The 17,915-nt window shown below is 63.0% G+C and carries 21 protein-coding genes; all 21 read right to left on the bottom strand.

The features are described 5' to 3' along the window. Nucleotides 1-2 precede the first annotated feature (2 nt). Entirely contained in the window at nucleotides 3-1,544 is a 1,542-nt protein-coding gene (locus D2N39_RS02930) for an NADH-quinone oxidoreductase subunit M (protein WP_119133266.1), read from the bottom strand. Then, nucleotides 1,544-3,673: an NADH-quinone oxidoreductase subunit L gene (gene nuoL / locus D2N39_RS02935; RefSeq protein ID WP_119133267.1), complete on the bottom strand. Its 2,130-nt coding sequence runs from the start codon at nucleotides 3,671-3,673 to the stop codon at nucleotides 1,544-1,546. The genes D2N39_RS02930 and nuoL overlap by 1 nt, the downstream gene beginning before the upstream one ends. 4 nt (nucleotides 3,674-3,677) lie before the next feature. Next, the gene (gene nuoK, locus D2N39_RS02940; protein WP_054302297.1) at nucleotides 3,678-3,983 is read right to left on the bottom strand and encodes an NADH-quinone oxidoreductase subunit NuoK; all 306 of its coding nucleotides are present in this window, start codon (nucleotides 3,981-3,983) and stop codon (nucleotides 3,678-3,680) included. Between the two features lie 90 nt (nucleotides 3,984-4,073). Further along, complete coding sequence (locus tag D2N39_RS02945) at nucleotides 4,074-4,688, bottom strand: NADH-quinone oxidoreductase subunit J (protein ID WP_108128217.1); 615 nt, start codon at nucleotides 4,686-4,688, stop codon at nucleotides 4,074-4,076. After that, entirely contained in the window at nucleotides 4,685-5,095 is a 411-nt protein-coding gene (locus D2N39_RS02950; RefSeq protein ID WP_119133268.1) for a carboxymuconolactone decarboxylase family protein, read from the bottom strand. The genes D2N39_RS02945 and D2N39_RS02950 overlap by 4 nt, the downstream gene beginning before the upstream one ends. Before the next feature lie 5 nt (nucleotides 5,096-5,100). Beyond that, complete coding sequence (nuoI, locus tag D2N39_RS02955) at nucleotides 5,101-5,595, bottom strand: NADH-quinone oxidoreductase subunit NuoI (protein WP_119133269.1); 495 nt, start codon at nucleotides 5,593-5,595, stop codon at nucleotides 5,101-5,103. Next, the gene (locus tag D2N39_RS02960) at nucleotides 5,582-6,373 is read right to left on the bottom strand and encodes a methyltransferase domain-containing protein (protein ID WP_119133270.1); all 792 of its coding nucleotides are present in this window, start codon (nucleotides 6,371-6,373) and stop codon (nucleotides 5,582-5,584) included. Before D2N39_RS02960 ends, nuoI begins: the two co-directional genes overlap by 14 nt. A gap of 12 nt (nucleotides 6,374-6,385) precedes the next feature. Then, entirely contained in the window at nucleotides 6,386-7,417 is a 1,032-nt protein-coding gene (gene nuoH / locus D2N39_RS02965) for an NADH-quinone oxidoreductase subunit NuoH (protein WP_119133271.1), read from the bottom strand. 30 nt (nucleotides 7,418-7,447) lie between these two features. Then, nucleotides 7,448-7,843 carry a hypothetical protein gene (locus D2N39_RS02970; RefSeq protein WP_407645519.1) on the bottom strand — a complete coding sequence of 132 codons (396 nt, stop codon included), beginning with the start codon at nucleotides 7,841-7,843 and terminating at the stop codon, nucleotides 7,448-7,450. Nucleotides 7,844-7,850: 7 nt separating this feature from the next. Further along, on the bottom strand, nucleotides 7,851-9,863 hold the full coding sequence (nuoG, locus tag D2N39_RS02975; RefSeq protein WP_119133273.1) for an NADH-quinone oxidoreductase subunit NuoG: 2,013 nt from the start codon (nucleotides 9,861-9,863) through the stop codon (nucleotides 7,851-7,853). Nucleotide 9,864: 1 nt separating this feature from the next. Continuing rightward, a complete protein-coding gene (locus D2N39_RS02980; RefSeq protein WP_119133274.1) occupies nucleotides 9,865-10,254 on the bottom strand; it encodes a hypothetical protein in 390 nt (129 codons plus the stop codon). After that, nucleotides 10,251-10,604: a hypothetical protein gene (locus D2N39_RS02985; RefSeq protein ID WP_119133275.1), complete on the bottom strand. Its 354-nt coding sequence runs from the start codon at nucleotides 10,602-10,604 to the stop codon at nucleotides 10,251-10,253. Before D2N39_RS02985 ends, D2N39_RS02980 begins: the two co-directional genes overlap by 4 nt. Nucleotide 10,605: 1 nt before the next feature. Then, nucleotides 10,606-11,901 (bottom strand): NADH-quinone oxidoreductase subunit NuoF, encoded by a 1,296-nt coding sequence (gene nuoF / locus D2N39_RS02990; RefSeq protein WP_119133276.1) that lies wholly within the window; start codon nucleotides 11,899-11,901, stop codon nucleotides 10,606-10,608. Nucleotides 11,902-11,910: 9 nt separating this feature from the next. Further along, a complete protein-coding gene (locus tag D2N39_RS02995; RefSeq protein ID WP_054302308.1) occupies nucleotides 11,911-12,147 on the bottom strand; it encodes a DUF5337 domain-containing protein in 237 nt (78 codons plus the stop codon). A 10-nt stretch (nucleotides 12,148-12,157) separates the two neighbouring features. Beyond that, the gene (gene nuoE / locus D2N39_RS03000) at nucleotides 12,158-13,267 is read right to left on the bottom strand and encodes an NADH-quinone oxidoreductase subunit NuoE (RefSeq protein ID WP_119133277.1); all 1,110 of its coding nucleotides are present in this window, start codon (nucleotides 13,265-13,267) and stop codon (nucleotides 12,158-12,160) included. Then, on the bottom strand, nucleotides 13,267-14,481 hold the full coding sequence (locus D2N39_RS03005; RefSeq protein ID WP_199725190.1) for an NADH-quinone oxidoreductase subunit D: 1,215 nt from the start codon (nucleotides 14,479-14,481) through the stop codon (nucleotides 13,267-13,269). Before D2N39_RS03005 ends, nuoE begins: the two co-directional genes overlap by 1 nt. Then, complete coding sequence (locus D2N39_RS03010) at nucleotides 14,481-15,368, bottom strand: hypothetical protein (RefSeq protein WP_119133279.1); 888 nt, start codon at nucleotides 15,366-15,368, stop codon at nucleotides 14,481-14,483. Before D2N39_RS03010 ends, D2N39_RS03005 begins: the two co-directional genes overlap by 1 nt. A gap of 8 nt (nucleotides 15,369-15,376) precedes the next feature. Continuing rightward, nucleotides 15,377-15,976: an NADH-quinone oxidoreductase subunit C gene (locus D2N39_RS03015; protein ID WP_108128211.1), complete on the bottom strand. Its 600-nt coding sequence runs from the start codon at nucleotides 15,974-15,976 to the stop codon at nucleotides 15,377-15,379. A 10-nt stretch (nucleotides 15,977-15,986) separates the two neighbouring features. Further along, nucleotides 15,987-16,520, bottom strand: a complete 534-nt coding sequence (locus D2N39_RS03020; protein WP_054302312.1) for a NuoB/complex I 20 kDa subunit family protein — start codon at nucleotides 16,518-16,520, stop codon at nucleotides 15,987-15,989. Further along, the gene (locus tag D2N39_RS03025; protein ID WP_054302313.1) at nucleotides 16,511-16,876 is read right to left on the bottom strand and encodes an NADH-quinone oxidoreductase subunit A; all 366 of its coding nucleotides are present in this window, start codon (nucleotides 16,874-16,876) and stop codon (nucleotides 16,511-16,513) included. The genes D2N39_RS03020 and D2N39_RS03025 overlap by 10 nt, the downstream gene beginning before the upstream one ends. A 247-nt stretch (nucleotides 16,877-17,123) precedes the next feature. After that, a complete protein-coding gene (locus D2N39_RS03030) occupies nucleotides 17,124-17,912 on the bottom strand; it encodes a crotonase/enoyl-CoA hydratase family protein (protein WP_119133280.1) in 789 nt (262 codons plus the stop codon). Between the last annotated feature and the right edge of the window lie 3 nt (nucleotides 17,913-17,915).

Below are 17,915 nucleotides of genomic sequence, written 5' to 3' on the forward strand. Positions count from 1 at the left end.
CCTCAGTGCGAAGCCGCTTCCGCCACGTCGGCAGACGCAGGCAGGGCGGCATGGTAGTCGGAAACCAGCGTCTCGACCGAGGGACCGATGATGTCGGTCACCAGCGACGGATAGACGCCGAGGAGAAGGGTCATCACCACCAGCGGCGCGAAGATCGCGCGCTCGCGGCCATTCATGTCGGTGATCGACTTCAGCGCTTCCTTGATAAGGTCGCCGAACACGACCCGACGGTAAAGGTAAAGCGCATAGGCCGCCGAGAAGATCACGCCCGAGGTAGCCACTGCGGCAACCCAGGTATTGACCTGGAAGATGCCCATCAGCGTCAGGAACTCGCCGATGAACCCGCTGGTGCCGGGAAGGCCCACGTTGGCCATGGTGAAGAACATGAAGATCAGCGCATAGGCCGGCATACGGATCACAAGGCCGCCATAGGCGTCGATCTCGCGGGTATGCATGCGGTCATAGATCACGCCGACACACAGGAACAGCGCGCCCGAGATGAAGCCGTGCGACAGCATCTGGAAGATGGCGCCGTCGATCCCCTGCTGGTTGGCCGCGAAGATGCCCATGGTGACGTAACCCATGTGCGCGACCGAGGAATAGGCGATCAGCTTCTTCATGTCGTTCTGCGCCAGCGCCACCAGCGAGGTATAGACGATGGCGATGGCCGACATCCACAGCACCATGTCCGACATCACGTCAGCGCCCACCGGGAACATCGGCAGCGAGAAGCGCAGGAAACCATAACCGCCCATCTTCAGCAGGATCGCCGCCAGAACCACCGACCCGGCGGTCGGCGCCTGAACGTGGGCATCGGGCAGCCAAGTATGCACCGGCCACATCGGCATCTTCACCGCGAAGCTGGCGAAGAAGGCAAGGAACAGCAGCGTCTGCATACCGCCCACGACGTGAATGCCCGCGATGTTCAGCGTGTCCGAGGCGAAAGTGTGGTTCAGCAGTTGCACGATGTCGGTGGTGCCCGCATCGACATACATCGCTACCATCGCCACCAGCATCAGCACCGAGCCGAGGAAGGTATAGAGGAAGAACTTGAACGCCGCATAAATACGGTCCTTTCCGCCCCAGATACCGATGATCAGGAACATCGGGATCAGGCCCGCCTCGAAGAACAGGTAGAACAGCACCAGATCCAGCGCGCAGAACACGCCGAGCATCAGCGTCTCCAGCAGCAGGAAGGCGATCATGTATTCCTTCGTGCGGTTCTCCACCGTCCAGCAGGCCGCGATGGTCAGCGGCATGAGGAAGGTGGTCAGCATGACGAACAGCACCGAGATGCCATCGACGCCCATCTTGTATTTCAGGCCGAGGATCCAGTCGTATTCCTCGACGAATTGCATGCCGGTATTCGCCGGATCGAAACCCGACAGGATGGTCAGCGACACGAGGAAGGTTGCGGTCGTCGCCAGCAGTGCCACCCATTTGGCATTGCGCTGCGCGGCGGCATCATTCCCGCGCAGGAACAGCGCCAGGATGGCAGCCGCTACAGCCGGAATGAAGGTGATGATGGAAAGGACGTTTTCCATTAGTGCGCGCCCCCCGAGAGCGACATCCAGGTGATCAGGGCAGCGATGCCCAGCACCATGGCGAATGCGTAGTGGAAGATATAGCCGGATTGCATCCGGTTAACGACGCGGGTGAGCATCGGGATGAAGCCCATGGCCACGCCGTTGATCGTGCCGTCAATCACCGCACCGTCGCCCTTCTTCCACAGGAAGTTGCCAAGCCAGCGGGCGGGAGCCACGAAGATCGCGGCGTAAAGCTCGTCGAAATACCACTTGTTCAGCAGGAATTCGTAAAGCGGGCGCTGCGCCGTCGCCAGACGCCGCGGCAGGTCGGGCCGCCGGATGTAGAAGACCCAAGCGACGAAGAAGCCAAGCAGCATGGCGATGAAGGGCGAAACCTTCACCCAGGTCGGCGCCTGGTGCGCCTCATGGATGACATGGTTGTCCGCGCCAAGGAAGATCGCGCCTTTCGGAGCAACGGCCGCAGCGGCATGTCCGTCAGTCGCATGGCCCTCGGTCGCGGCTGCATGGCTTTCGGTCGCGGCGGCGTGGTCGCCCTCGCCTTCCGTGGTGGCATGGTCACCCTCGGCAGCCGCGTGCTCCATCGCCGGCTCCATGCCGAACCAGGACCGCATCTTGGCCTCGTCACCGAAGAAGCTGTTATACCAGATCATCCCCGAGAAAGCCGCCCCGAGCGCCAGAACGCCCAGCGGGACCAGCATGACCATCGGGCTTTCATGCGGCTCGTGGTGGTGGTCGTCATGGCCGTGGCCGTGACCATGCGCGCGGCTTTCGCCATAGAAGGTCAGGAACATCAGCCGCCAGGAATAGAACGAGGTAAAGCAGGCCGCGATCACCAGCATCCAGAAGGCATATTGGCTGCCGACCCAGGCGCTTTCGATCACCGCGTCTTTCGACAGGAAGCCAGCGAAGCCGATATGGGTCAGCGGGATGCCGACGCCAGTGATGGCCAGCGTGCCGATCATCATGGCCCAGAAGGTCAGCGGGATCTTTTTCCGCAGGCCACCGTAGTTGCGCATGTCCTGCTCATGGTGGGTCGCGTGGATCACCGAACCGGCACCAAGGAACAGCATGGCCTTGAAGAAGGCATGCGTGAACAGGTGGAACATCGCCACGGAATAGACGCCGACACCGGCGGCCACGAACATGTAGCCAAGCTGCGACATGGTGGAATAGGCGATGACGCGCTTGATGTCATTCTGCACCAGACCGATGGTCGCAGCGACGAAAGCGGTGGTCGCCCCCAGCACGGTGATGAAGGCCAGCGCGCTCGGCGCGTATTCGTAAAGCGGCGACATGCGGCAGACGAGGAACACCCCCGCCGTCACCATGGTCGCGGCGTGGATCAGCGCCGACACCGGGGTCGGGCCTTCCATCGCGTCGGGCAGCCAGGTGTGCAGACCCAGTTGCGCCGATTTGCCCATGGCGCCGATGAACAGCAGCACGCCGATCAGGTTGGCGGCATTCCATTCGGTCCAGAGGAAGCTGATGCTGGTATCGGCCAGACCCGGCGCCGCAGCGAACACATCGTCGAAACGGATCGAGTCGGTCAGGAAGAACAGCGCGAAGATGCCGAGGGCAAAGCCGAAGTCGCCGACGCGGTTCACGATGAACGCCTTCATCGCCGCCGCATTGGCCGAAGGCTTGCGGTAGTAGAAGCCGATCAGCAGGTAAGACGCCACACCCACGCCTTCCCAGCCGAAGAACATCTGGACGAGGTTGTCACTGGTCACCAGCGTCAGCATGGCGAAGGTGAAGAACGACAGATAGGCGAAGAAGCGCGCCTTGTAATGCTCGCCCTCCTTCCAGTTGTCGTCATGCGCCATATAGCCGAAGGAATAAAGGTGCACGAGCGCCGAGACCGAGTTCACCACAACCAGCATGATGGCGGTCAGCCGGTCCACCCGGATCGCCCATTCCGTCGCCAGCGAGCCACTTTCGATCCAGCGCATCAGCACGATGTGCTGCGTCTCGCCGTCATGCCCGAGGAAGATGATCCAGGACAGCAGCGCCGCAAGGAACACCAGCGAAGTGGTGATGACCTGCCCGGCCGTCTCGCCAATGAATCGCCAGCCGAAGCCGCAGATCAGGGCCCCGACAAGGGGCGCGAGGAGAATGATCGTGGCCATTCGTTCAGCCTTTCATCACGTTGGCGTCTTCGACGTCGATGGTGCCGCGGGTGCGGAAGAAGCTCACCAGGATCGCAAGGCCGATGGCCGCCTCGGCGGCGGCGACGGTCAGCACGAACATGGTGAAGACCTGCCCCACCAGATCGCCCAGGAAGCTGGAAAAGGCGACGAGGTTGATGTTGACCGACAGAAGCATCAGTTCGATCGACATCAGGATGACGATGACATTCTTCCGGTTGAGGAAGATGCCGAAGATGCCAATGACGAACAGCGCCGCCGCCACCGTCAGGTAATGTTCAAGTCCTACCATTCTCGTCCCTCCGGGTGTGTGCCCGTAATTGTTCCGCTTGCGGGACAGACCCGCGATCGGGGGCGCATCATTGTGCGCCCCTCTGAATTGTCAGAGCCCCTGCCCCGGTTTCACGTCCTTCAGTTCCATCGCTTTGGCCGGGTCGCGCCACATCTGGTGCAGCACGTTCTGGCGCTTCACGTCCTTGCGGTGGCGCAGCGTCAGGGTGATGGCGCCGATCATGGCAACCAGCAGCACGAGGCCCGAGGCCTGGAACAGGTAGATGTATTTGTCATAGATCAGCAGACCCAGCGCCTTGGTGTTCTGCACATCCTCGATGGCCGGTGCCACTGCCTGACGCAGACCCAACGCGCCTTCGGCCTGGGTCCAGGCCGCATAGGCCATGCCGAATTGCAAGATGATGATGACCCCGATCAACAGCGCCAGCGGCATGGTGCGCGCCATCTCGCCCTTCAGTTCCGCGAAATCGACGTCCAGCATCATCACGACGAAGAGGAACAGCACCGCCACCGCGCCGACGTAAACGATGATCAGCAGCATGGCCACGAACTCCGCCCCCAGCAGGACGAACAGCCCCGCCGACGACAGGAAGGTCAGGATCAGCCACAGAACCGAATGCACGGGGTTGCGCGATACGGTGACCATGAGGCCCGCCGCCACCGTCACCACGGCGAAGCAATAGAAGGCAATATCCGCAACGCTCATGCGTTCTTCTCCTCGGTTTCCGCAAAAACCGCCTGAGCCATCTCAAGCGCCTTCTGCATGGCGGGCAGCCCGCCGAACATGCTCATCTGCCAGATCACTTCCGCGATCTCGCGTTTGGTCGCGCCCGCCTCAAGCGCATGCCGGATCGTCAGCTTCAGCTGCGCCTCCGCATGGGCACCAAGAACAGTCAGCGCGGCGATGGTGACCAGAAGCCGGGTCTTGGCATCCAGCCCCTCGCGGTTGAACGTGCGGCCGAACCACATCTCCATCATGTCTTTGGTCATGGTGGGGATGAAATTCTCGAACCCTTTCACCGACATGTTTTCCAAGGACGGATTGAAGGCACGGACCATCTCCTGTCCCTGCTCCATCATCGTCTTGAAAAGTTTGGTGAAATCATCGTTCATGGGGATTACCGATAGGGGGCGTCGATTTCGAGATTGCGCGCGATCTCGGCTTCCCAGCGGGCGCCGTTGTCCAAGAGCTTCGCCTTGTCGTAGTAAAGCTCCTCGCGGGTCTCGGTCGAGAATTCGAAGTTCGGCCCCTCGACGATGGCATCCACCGGGCAGGCTTCCTGACAGAAGCCGCAGTAGATGCATTTCGTCATGTCGATGTCATAGCGCGTGGTGCGGCGCGAGCCGTCCTCGCGCGGTTCCGCGTCGATGGTGATGGCCTGCGCCGGGCAGATCGCCTCGCACAGCTTGCAGGCGATGCAGCGTTCCTCGCCGTTCGGATAGCGGCGCAGCGCGTGTTCGCCCCGGAAGCGCGGCGACAGCGGCCCCTTTTCATGCGGGTAGTTCAGCGTCGATTTCGGCGCGAAGAAATACCGCAGGCCCAGACCGAAGCCCTTGATGAAATCCACCAGCAGGAAATATTTCGCTGCGCGGTTATAATCAATCACGCCCATCTTCAGCTTCCTTTGCCTTCACATCGCGTATTTCGCCGGCATTGTTGTGCGACGACCATTTCACCTCGTAATCGCTCTGGAGCATCCTGTCTCCCAATGCGCTTTCAGGCAAACGCTCGACTTCATAGTAGAGATAGACCCGACGGGTCGGAAAGTTGATGCCCCGGAAGCGCAGCCGGCGCCCGGTGATCGCAGGATCTGGGAAATCCAGTCGGTATTCGCCCTGTTCGGTTGGGCTGGTCTCGATCGCGCGGCAGACATGCACCTTACAGCCACACATGCGCTTCCAGAAGCTCCAGACCAGCTCGGGATTGAACTGATAGATCCCATGCCCCATCCAGCCGTTCATTCCGTTGCATGACACGAAGCGCCCGCCGGGCTTCAACATGCGGAACACGCTTTGCAGCGCGACCGGCACATTGAACACATGTTCCAGCGTGCCGCCGTCATAGATGAAGTCGAACTGGCCTTCCAGTGCCTCGCCCACCGGATGATTGAGATCGTGCAGGATCGTCGCGCCCTCGTAATCCGAGAAATCGAGCGATTCCATCGCACCGAAGCCAAGCGATGCCATCAGTGTCTCGCAGAACCCGTCGTCCTGAACGGTCTCCAGATAGCTGCCTTCGAGCCCGGCCTTCCGCCATGTGGTGCGGAAGCCGCGCTTGAACCGCGGGTTAGGCCGCCATTCGTGCCGCCCGAGCATGAGCGTCCGTCCGGCGGGCTTGAACCGCTGGGACAGGGCGCACAACTCCTGAAGGGTCACAAGATCGACGGCCATCCGCGTTTCGCCTTACATCGTCCAGCGTGCCCAGAGGCCGCCCAGAACTTCGTATTTTGCAAGGAATGCCACAATCACCACCCAGGCGAGCGACAGCGGCAGGAAGACTTTCCAGCCGATCCGCATCAGCTGGTCATAGCGGTAGCGCGGCACGATGGCCTTCACCATGGCGAACATGAAGAAGAAGAAAGCCATCTTGGCGACCATCCAGATCGCACCGTCCGGCAGGCCCGGAATGGGCGACAGCCAACCGCCGAAGAACAGCAGAGAAATCAGCGCGCACATCAGGAAGATGGCAATGTATTCGCCCGCCATGAACAGAAGGAACGGCGTCGCCGAATATTCCACCTGATAGCCGGCCACCAGTTCGGATTCCGCCTCCGGCAGGTCGAAGGGCGGGCGGTTGGTCTCGGCCAGCGCCGAGATGAAGAACAGCGCCACCATCGGCAGATGCGGCAGCCAATACCAGCCCAGCAGACCCCAGCCGGTATCCTGCGCCCGCACGATGTCACCAAAGTTCATCGAGCCGGTCGAGATGATGATGCCGATGATGATCAGACCCAGCGACACTTCGTAGGAAATCATCTGCGCGGCCGACCGCAGCGAGCCGAGGAACGGATATTTGGAGTTCGAAGCCCAGCCACCCATGATCACGCCATAAACCTCCAGCGAGGAGATGGCGAAGACATAGAGGATGGCCACGTTGATGTCCGACAGCACCCAGCCATCCGAGAACGGCACCACCGCCCAAGCGATCATCGCCAGCACGAAGGACAGCATCGGCGCGAGGAAGAACACCGGCCGGTCAGCACCGGCGGGCACCACGACCTCTTTCACCACATATTTCAGGGCGTCGGCCACCGATTGCAGCAGGCCGAAGGCGCCCACCACGTTCGGGCCCCGCCGCATCTGGACAGCCGCCCAGATCTTGCGGTCGCCATAGACGAGGAACAACAAGGAGATCATCACGAAGGCGATGACCAGAAGACATTGCGCCGCGATCAGCAGCGCCGTCCCCAGACCTGTTTGCAGAAATTCAGCCATTTGCCTCTGGTCCCTCAGCCCAAGTCTTTTTCATACCGTCGGTATCCCCTGCGCGCCGCAATCGCGCACCGTTACCTCGGCGTCGATCGTCCGCAACCCGCGGGGCAGCGCGGCCGAGATCACATAGACCGCATCGCCGCGCCAGTTGTTTCCATCCTGCGCCACCGTGGTGCGCACATGCCGCGCGAACCCGAACCCCCGGATCAGCGCATATTGGGCCGCCGCGCAACGCGCATAGGCCTCGACATCCCCGTCATTCCGCGCGCCGCTCATGGCGACGCGGAAATTGACCAGATCCCCGTCAAGCAGGATCGTCTCGATCCCCTCATACCGGGCCGAACGCGGCGCCGCGTCGCTGTCGCCCGCGCAGCCCGACAGCACCGCCGCAGCGGTGGTCAGGCCAAGCAGGGAGGCGGCGGCACGCATCATCCGGTTATTCCGCCGCCAGCGGCGCGTCGGTGCGCGCGGCAGCCATCGCCTGCAACTCGCCCATCAGGCTCGATGCGCGGGCAATCGGGTTGGTCAGGTAGTAATCCTTCACCACCAGACCGAAAGGCGCATTCCCCAGCGCCGCACGCGGCAGCGCCGCGCCTTCGTTGCTGGCCAGTTCGTCGATACGGCCCAGATGCGGATGCGCGGCCACGATGCGCGAGCGCAGCTCGGCCAAGCTGTCCCAACCCAAGGTCGAGCCGATCTCGGCCGACAGCGCCCGCAGGATCGCCCAGTTTTCCTTGGCATCGCCCGGCGCAAACCCGGCCCGCATCGCCAGTTGCGGGCGGCCTTCGGTGTTCACGAACAGACCGTTTTCTTCCGTATAGGCGGCGCCCGGCAGGATGATGTCGGCGCGATGCGCCCCGCGATCCCCATGGCTGCCCTGATAGATCACGAAGGCACCGGCCTCGATCTCCACCTCGTCGGCGCCAAGGTTGTAGATCACTTCGGCCCCTTCGGTCGCGCCTTTCAGCCCGCCCTCGGTGGTGCAGCCCACATCCATCGCCCCCACGCGGGCGGCGGCGGTATGCAGGACCAGCAGTTTGGCGCCACTGGCGGCGCAATAGGCCTGCGCCTCGGCCAGAACGGCGGCGCCATCGGCCTCAATCAGCGCGCCCTGCCCGACGATCACCAGCGCGGGCTTGTCCGAGGCCGCAGCCTTGCCCACCAGCGCGGTCAGCGCGTTCCGGTCGGCGCCGAGATGCGCGTAATCATAGGTCAGATCGACCGCGCGGCCGATCAGCGCCACATCGGCGCCCCGCGCCCAGGCCTTGCGGATGCGGGCGTTCAGCACCGGGGCCTCGTTGCGCGGGTCGGTGCCGATCAGCAGGATCATCTGCGCCGCGTCGATGTCCTCGATGGCAGCAGTGCCGACATAGGCCGCACGGTTCCCCGCCGGAAGCTTCGCGCCATCGGTGCGGCACTCGACCGTGCCACCCAGCGATTCCACCAGCGTTTTCAGGCTGTAAGCGGCTTCGACCGGCACCAGATCGCCGACGATGCCGGTCACCTTGCGGCCCTTCATCGCAGCAGCGGCAGCGGCCAGCGCCTCGCCCCAGCTTGCCTTCCGCAGGCGGCCGTTCTCCCGGATGTAAGGCGTATCAAGCCGCTGGCGGCGCAACCCGTCCCAGATGAAGCGGCTCTTGTCGGCCAGCCATTCCTCGTTCACGCCGTCATGGTTGCGCGGGATGATGCGCATGACTTCGCGCCCCTTGGTGTCGACCCGGATGTTCGACCCCAGCGCATCCATCACGTCGATGCTTTCGGTCTTGGTCAGCTCCCACGGACGGGCTGTGAAGGCATAGGGTTTGGAGGTCAGCGCGCCGACCGGGCAAAGGTCGATGATATTGCCCTGAAGGTTGGATGCCAGCGTTTCATTCAGATAGCTGGTGATCTCGCTGTCCTCGCCGCGCCCGGTCTGGCCCATCTGGGTGATGCCCGCGACCTCGGTGGTGAAGCGGACGCAGCGGGTGCACGAAATGCAGCGCGTCATCTCGGTCTTGACCAGCGGGCCAAGGTTCAGGTTCTCGGAGGCGCGTTTCGGCTCGCGGTAGCGGCTGAAATCCACGCCATAGGCCATGGCCTGATCTTGCAGGTCGCATTCGCCGCCCTGATCGCAGATCGGGCAGTCAAGCGGGTGGTTGATGAGCAGGAACTCCATCACCCCTTCGCGCGCCTTCTTCACCATGGGCGAGTTGGTCTTGACCACCGGCGGCTCGCCATTCGGGCCGGGGCGCAGGTCGCGCACCTGCATCGCGCAGGAGGCAGCCGGCTTCGGCGGGCCGCCGACAACCTCGACGAGACACATCCGGCAGTTGCCCGCGATGGACAGACGCTCGTGGTAGCAGAAGCGCGGAATCTCGATCCCCGCGACCTCGGCCGCCTGAATGATCGTCATCGCGGCGTCAACCTCGACCTCGATACCGTCGATGATGATTTTCTTGAGGTTGCTCACGTCAGATCTCCACTTGATCACGGGAGTTATTGAGAACAGGCCATTTGAGCATGGCCAGTATGGCAAGCGGTGCGATGCAGCCAAGAAGCAGAAAGATATTTCGCGCGATCTGGACCGCGATGAAGCTGCCGGGGGGGACCACATTGAACAGCACCCAGAGGGGGGCCGACAGATCATCGTTCATGGCCTGATGGACCATGGTTTCCATGATCAACGGAAATACCAAACCACCCAACACCATCGACACCGGCGAAACGAGAGCCAAGCCGAGTCGCGCACCACGAACACCGGCACGGCGCAGAAGCAGGAATGTCAGAGCCGGGTTTATCACCAGAAAGGCAAAAGCAATCACCGCCGGATAGAGGTGCATCAGGGCATGCTGAAAGCTCATACGCAGCCCCCCTCGAATTCCCATGCGCCAGCGGCATAACCGCCCACAGCCTGCGGCTGGAAGCGGCCTCCGGCCTGCGTGCAGGCCTGCGCAGCCACGTCCTTGGCGTGCTTGCCCTGATCCATGCCGAAGGGCGCCACGCGCACTGTCGCGCCCGAGACCGGCTGCGCACCCGCGCGCGTCAGCGCCTTGCCTGCCCGGCCCGCACTGACCTGCGCCTGATACTCCGCCCCCTCCTGCATCACCGCATAGGCGCCCCCCTTCACGGAGGCCCCCTGCGGCGCGGGCGCAGCAACGCAGGCCGAAAGGCCCGCTGCCATGCCCGAAAGGAGGATGGGGGTCAGGTTCATCTTATTCCGCCGCCATCGCGCCCATGCGGCCGGTCTTCTTGGCCTTGATGCGGTCCTCGATTTCCTCGCGGTAATGCCGGATCAGGCCCTGGATCGGCCAGGCCGCCGCATCGCCAAGCGCACAGATCGTGTGGCCTTCCACCTGCTTGGTCACGCTCAGCAGCATGTCGATTTCCTCGACCTCAGCCTCGCCGCGCACCAGACGGTCCATCACGCGCATCATCCAGCCGGTGCCCTCGCGGCAGGGCGTGCACTGGCCGCAGCTTTCATGCTTGAAGAACTTCGCCAGCCGCCAGATTGCCTTCACGATGTCGGTATTCTGATCCATCACGATCATGCAGGCGGTGCCGAACGAGGATTGCAGCGCGCGCATCCCGTCGTAATCCATGATGGCATCTTCGCATTTGTCGGCCGGGATGACCGGGCAGGACGCCCCGCCGGGGATCACCGCCTTGAGGTTCTTCCAGCCGCCGCGCACACCGCCGCCATGCTTCTCGATCAGCTCGCGCATTGGAATCGACATGGTTTCTTCGATCACGCAGGGCGTGTTCACATGGCCCGACATGGCAAACAGCTTCACGCCCGCATTGTTCGGGCGGCCGAAGCTGGCGAACCATGCGGCGCCCCGACGCAGGATGGTCGGCGCCACGGCGATGGATTCCACGTTGTTCACCGTGGTCGGGCAGCCATAAAGGCCCGAACCCGCCGGGAACGGTGGCTTCATCCGCGGCATGCCCTTCTTGCCTTCAAGGCTTTCCAGCAGCGCGGTTTCCTCGCCGCAGATATAGGCGCCCGCCCCGTGATGCAGGTAGACATCGAAATCATAGCCCGACTTGCAGGCGTTCTTGCCGATCAGACCCGCATCATAGCATTCGTCGATGGCGGCTTGCAGCGCCTCTTTCTCGCGGATGTATTCGCCCCGGATGTAGATATAGGCCGCCACCGCACCCATGGCGAAACCGGCGACCAGACAGCCCTCGATCAGCGTATGCGGATCGTGGCGCATGATCTCGCGGTCCTTGCAGGTCGCGGGTTCGGATTCGTCGGCGTTCACCACCAGATAGGACGGGCGGCCATCGGATTGCTTCGGCATGAAGGACCATTTCATGCCGGTCGGGAAGCCCGCGCCGCCCCGGCCACGAAGGCCGGAGTCCTTCATGATCTGGATGATGCCGTCACGGCCAAGCGCCAGCAGATCGGCGGTCTTGTCCCAGTGGCCGCGCGCCATGGCCCCTTTCAGGCTGCGGTCGTGCATCCCGTAGAGGTTGGTGAAGATCCGGTCCTGATCCTTCAGCATCTTGTGCCCTCAATTTCCCCGGTTGACGGCCTTGTGCCGCCGCCAGATCTGGTAAGTGACGACCAGCGCCCAGAAGAACGCGGCCAGTGCGGCGAGGTCGAACAGGAAGGCATAGCGGGCTTCCAACCCCACCTGCCCGCCAACCCATTGCGCCCCCATCCACAACAGCATGGTCCCCGCGATCACGAAGGCAACCAGACGCGAGTCACGCGCCAGCCGCTTCTGTTCGGGGGTGGGGGTCGTCATCGCCGGCTCCTCAGTAATCGTTGGTCTTGGCGCGTTCGAGGAAGACATCCATCCCCTCGGTCACGATGATCTTCGCCTGATTGACCCATTTGTCGCGGGTCACACGACCACGGAAGCCTTTCAGGTTGCTGTCCATCCACGCGACCTCGGCCGCGCCCCATTGCGCGATCTGGTCAAAGTGGAAGATGCCAAGCTCATGACACAGCTTTTCCAGCGCCGGGCCGATGCCCTCGATCTTTTTCAGATCGTCAGGCTGGCCATCGCGCGCGGCGGTCAGGCCCTGCGGCTGCGTGCCTTCGGCAGTAGCCGTCGTTTCAGGCTTGGCGGTCAGCACTTCGGCGGTGGCCTCGTCAATGCCACGCGCGGCGGGCGCCGGGGCTTCCTCGGTCACGGCCGGGGCTTCCGCCGCAGGCTTCTTGCGCCAGGGCGTCAGGATCGGAACTTCGGTGCCATCAATCCGCTTCACCGTATCGCCGACTTTCACCGCGCGATCCACCGAGGCGTTATACTGCGTGCGACCGCTGTCATATTCCTTCAGCGAGGTCAGCCCGGTCGCCGGTTCTGACGAATAGCGCCCGGTCTGCGAACCCGGCACCGGCACCTCGCCTTTCGAGAAGCGCGCGATCATCTCGCGCAGTTTCTCGGCGCTCAGATCCTCGTAATAGTCCTTGCCTATCTGTGCCATCGGCGCATTGGCGCAGGCCCCGAGGCATTCGACCTCTTCCCACGAGAACTTGCCATCGTCCGAAGGCGTATGCGGCGTCGGCGCGATCAGTTCCTTGCAGACGGCGATCAGCTCTTCCGCGCCGCAGATCATGCAGGACGTCGTGCCGCAGATCTGGATATGCGCAACGGTGCCAACGGGTTGCAACTGGAACATGAAGTAGAAGGTCGCCACTTCCAGCGCCCGGATATGCGCCATGCCCAACATGTCGGCGACATATTCGATCGCCGCGCGGGTCAGCCAGCCCTGTTGTTCCTGCGCGCGGAACAGCAGCGGGATGATGGCGCTGGCCTGACGGCCTTCGGGGTATTTGGAAATCTGCCCCTGCGCCCATTCCATATTGGCAGGCGTGAAAGTGAAGGAAGCAGGCTGTTCTTTATGCAGACGGCGGAGCATTAGCGGTCGATCTCCCCGAACACGACATCCATCGTGCCGATGATGGCGGCGACATCGGCAAGTTGATGGCCCTTGGCGATGTAGTCCATGGATTGCAGGTGCGGATAACCCGGTGCGCGCAGCTTGGCGCGGTAGGGTTTGTTGGTGCCATCCGCCACCAGATAGACACCGAATTCGCCCTTCGGCGCCTCGACGGCGGCATAGACCTCGCCCGCCGGAACGTGGAACCCTTCGGTGTAGAGCTTGAAGTGATGGATCAGGCTTTCCATCGATGTCTTCATGTCGCCACGTTTGGGCGGCGTCAGCTTGCCACGCGCCAGAACGTCGGTCTTGGCCGCCGGTTCGCGCAGCTTGGCGATCGCCTGACGCATGATCTTCAGGCTTTCGCGCATCTCGGCCATGCGGCAGAGATAGCGGTCATAACAGTCGCCGTTCTTGCCGACCGGCACGAGGAAGTCGAATTCGTCATAGCATTCATAGGGCTGCGCGCGCCGCAGATCCCATGCCAGACCCGAGCCGCGCACCATGACGCCGGAATAGCCCCAGTTCAGGATGTCTTCCTCTGTCACGATGCCGATGTCGGCATTGCGCTGCTTGAAGATGCGGTTCTCGGTCAGCAGACCATCAATATCGTCCAGAACCTTCGGGAAGGTCTCGGTCCAGGCTTCGATGTCGTCGATCAGCGCGGGCGGCAGATCCTGATGGACACCACCGGGGCGGAAATAGGCGGCGTGCAGACGCGCGCCACAGGCGCGTTCATAGAACACCATCAGCTTTTCGCGCTCTTCAAAGCCCCAGAGCGGCGGGGTCAGCGCACCCACGTCCATCGCCTGCGTGGTGACGTTCAGCAGGTGGTTCAGGATGCGGCCGATTTCCGAATACAGCACGCGGATCAGCGAGGCACGACGCGGCACGACGGTGCCGGTCAGCTTTTCGATGGCCATGCACCAGGCATGTTCCTGGTTCATCGGGGCCACATAATCCAGCCGGTCCAGATAAGGCAGGTTTTGCAGGTAGGTCCGGCTTTCCATCAGCTTCTCGGTGCCACGGTGCAGCAGGCCGATATGCGGGTCGCAGCGTTCCACGATCTCGCCGTCCAGCTCCAGCACCAGACGCAGCACGCCGTGCGCGGCAGGGTGCTGCGGGCCGAAGTTGATGTTGAAGTTGCGGATCTTCTGCTCGCCCGTCAGCGCGTCGTCGAATTGTCCGTCCATCATGCGTGAACCTCATTCAGGGTCTTGCGCCAGTTGTCCGGCAGGTCCGGGAACTGGCGGGCGACGAAGTCATATTGCGGCCGCAACGCGACCAAAGCGCGGGCGCGCAAATCGCCCGGCAGGGCAAGCGGCGCGCCTTCCAGCACGCGCCTGGAAAAATCGGCCTCCGTCTCGGCAATGCCAAGCCAGCGGCACAGACGCGAAAGGCCCGGCGACGTCAGCAGGCGTTCCGAAAATTCGACATACAGACGGCGTGGATCGACGGCGGCATTCAGCCGCGTGATTGTGCCTGCATAATCCTCGCGGTCGGTCGCCCCTGCCCCGATCCGGTCGATCATGGCCAATGCCTCGGCCCGCGCAGCCCCGGCGAAATCGGCCATGTCCGCAACCCGGCGTCGGGCGATCATCCGCGCATGGCTCCACAACCGGGCGACCGGATCGCGCAGCAGGTAAAGCAACCGGCTGTCCTGCCCGACCTCAGCCATGCCGCGGAACGACCCTTCGGGCAGCAGCGCATAGCCCGGCGTCACATCGGCCACCAGACGCGCGTCACCCAGCCCTTCGGTCAGATAGGCACGATAGGCAGGAAGGTCGGCGCAACGCGCCTCGACAATCGCCTGCCAGTCCTGCACATCGCGCAACTTCCGCCGGAACAGCGCCGCGCGCCGCCCCGTCAGCCCCGGCAGAGCCGAGGAAAGCCGCGCCACCTGACGCGCCAGACCCCGGATGTAACGGTCATAGTTGCCACGATAAATCATGTCGAAGTAATGCAGTTCCTTGATGCTGCGCAGATGACAGTCCCGATGCGCGGCGAGATAGTCGAAGAGCCAGGACGTGCTGGCCTTCGTCGCGCCGACGCAGATCAGGAATGTCGGTTCTGCCCGCATCCCGACCCTCAGGCTTTCTTCTCGTCGCCGGGCAGCACATATTGCGCACCTTCCCACGGCGAGAGAAAATCGAACTGGCGGTATTCCTGCACCAGTTTCACCGGCTCGTAGACGACGCGCTTCTGCGCCTCGTCATAGCGGACCTCGGTGTAGCCGGTGGTCGGGAAATCCTTGCGCAGCGGATGGCCGCGGAAACCGTAATCCGTCAGGATGCGGCGCAGGTCGGGGTGGCCCGAGAACAGGATGCCGAACATGTCGAACACTTCACGCTCGAACCAGTTGGCCGAGGGGTGCACCGACACGATGGACGGCACCATCTCGTCCTCGCGCACTGCCGCTTTCACGCGGATACGCTGGTTCTGATACATCGACAGGAAGTGATAGACCACGTCGAAACGCGCCGGGCGCTCGGGATGATCGACCGCTGTAATGTCCACCAGAGTGGAAAAGCGGCAGGCACTGTCGGTCTTCAGGAAGTCGATAAAGGCGACAAGTTGCGCCGCCGTCACCTCGACCGTCAATTCATCGAAGGCGATGGAGACGCCGACAACGGCCTGCGGGCGCTTCAGCTGGATATGCTCGCCCAGTTGCGTCAGAGCTTCGGACATCTTCCCCTCCTCAGCGGACCAGCGTGCCGGTGCGACGGATTTTCCGTTGCAGGGCAAGGATGCCATACATCAGCGCCTCTGCCGTGGGCGGGCAGCCGGGAACGTAAATATCCACCGGCACCACACGGTCGCAGCCGCGCACCACCGAATAGCTGTAGTGATAATAGCCGCCGCCATTGGCGCACGAGCCCATCGAAATCACATAGCGCGGCTCGGGCATCTGGTCATAGACCTTGCGCAGCGCCGGGGCCATCTTGTTGGTCAGCGTACCTGCCACGATCATCACGTCGGACTGGCGCGGCGAGGCGCGCGGGGCAAAACCATAGCGTTCCACGTCGTAGCGCGGCATGGCGGTATGCATCATCTCCACCGCGCAGCAGGCCAGACCGAAGGTCATCCAGTGCAGCGAGCCAGTGCGCGCCCAGTTGATGATGTCCTCGGTGGTGGTGAGCAGAAAGCCCTTGTCCTGCAAGTCGCGGTTCATCGCGACCATGCCGGCATCACGGTCATTCGCCGCGTGGTTCGCGCTCGTGCTCACGCCCATTCCAAGGCCCCCTTCTTCCATTCATAGGCAAAGCCCACGGTCAGAACGCCCAGGAAGACCATCATCGACCAGAAGCCCACCATGCTCATGTCCCCGAAGGCAACTGCCCATGGGAAGAGGAAGGCCACTTCAAGATCGAAGATGATGAACAGGATCGACACGAGGTAGAACCGCACGTCGAATTTCATCCGGGCGTCGTCGAAGGCGTTGAAACCGCATTCATAGGCCGACACTTTTTCGGGATCGGGGTTCCTGACCGCAAGGATCACGGCGGCGAGGATCAGCACGAGGCCAAGACCGACGGCAAGAACCAGAAAGATGATAATGGGAAGGTATTCTCGGAGAAGTCCGTCCACGAGTGGCTCCTTCGGCTGGCGGCATGGGGCACAGGACGCCCGGCGCGCGCGGATCGTTGCTGCGACCCGTTTACTCCTGCCCTCACGCGCGGTCAACCAAAGGCGGCACGAAAAACCCGAGGCGGGAGCGTGATTTCGTTGATTGTATACCGTCGCACACCGGGATTATTCCGCAGCGCGGCATAGGGTGGCCGCCCTCCCCTCCGGAAAGCCCGGCCAAAGGGCTTTCCCAACGGAATCTCTCGGACTAGGCGCGACTCGCCCATGCGGGGGGGCGTTTGTCGAAAAACGCGGCGATGCCTTCGGCGGCTTCCGGACTTTCCCAGCGGCGGATCAGCAGATCGGCCGTGTCGGAGATCAGCGCCTCGTCCACCTGCGGACCGAGCCGCGCCACCAGCGCCTTGGCATCGGCGACCGCCCCCGGCGCACAGGCGAGGATCGGCGTCACCTCGGCCTCTACAGCCGCATCCAGTTCGTCCGGGGAAACCACGGCATGCAACAGACCGATGCGATGCGCCTCGGTGCTGTCGAACAGCCGCGCCGCCATGAAATGCCGCCGCGCCGCTGCCGCACCGATCCGCGCCACGACGTAGGGCGAGATCGTCGCCGGGATCAGACCAAGCTTCGTTTCCGTCAACCCGAAGCGGGCGCCGCCGACCCCGATGCACAGATCACAGACCGACATCATGCCGATACCGCCCCCGAAGGCCTGCCCCTGCACCCGCCCGATCAGAGGCTTCGGCAGGGTATCGAGCGCGTTCAGCATCCGCGCCAGCGCCAATGCGCCCTCGCGCCGCATCGCAGGCCCGCCGTCGATCTGGGCCCGCATCCAGGACAGATCGCCGCCGGCACAGAAGCTGGCCCCTTCCGCGGCCAGAACTACGGCCCGCACCGAAGCGTCCCCGCCCAGCCGCGCCGCCGCTTCGGTCAGTTCGGCAATCATGGTCGCCGACAGCGTATTGTGCTTCTCTGGCCGGTTCAACACCAGCCGCGCGACGCCGCGCGTATCCTGTGCGATGGTGATGGTCTCGAACATATC

Origin of the sequence: Gemmobacter lutimaris (assembly GCF_003570715.1) — a bacterium.
Lineage (GTDB): Bacteria > Pseudomonadota > Alphaproteobacteria > Rhodobacterales > Rhodobacteraceae > Gemmobacter > Gemmobacter lutimaris.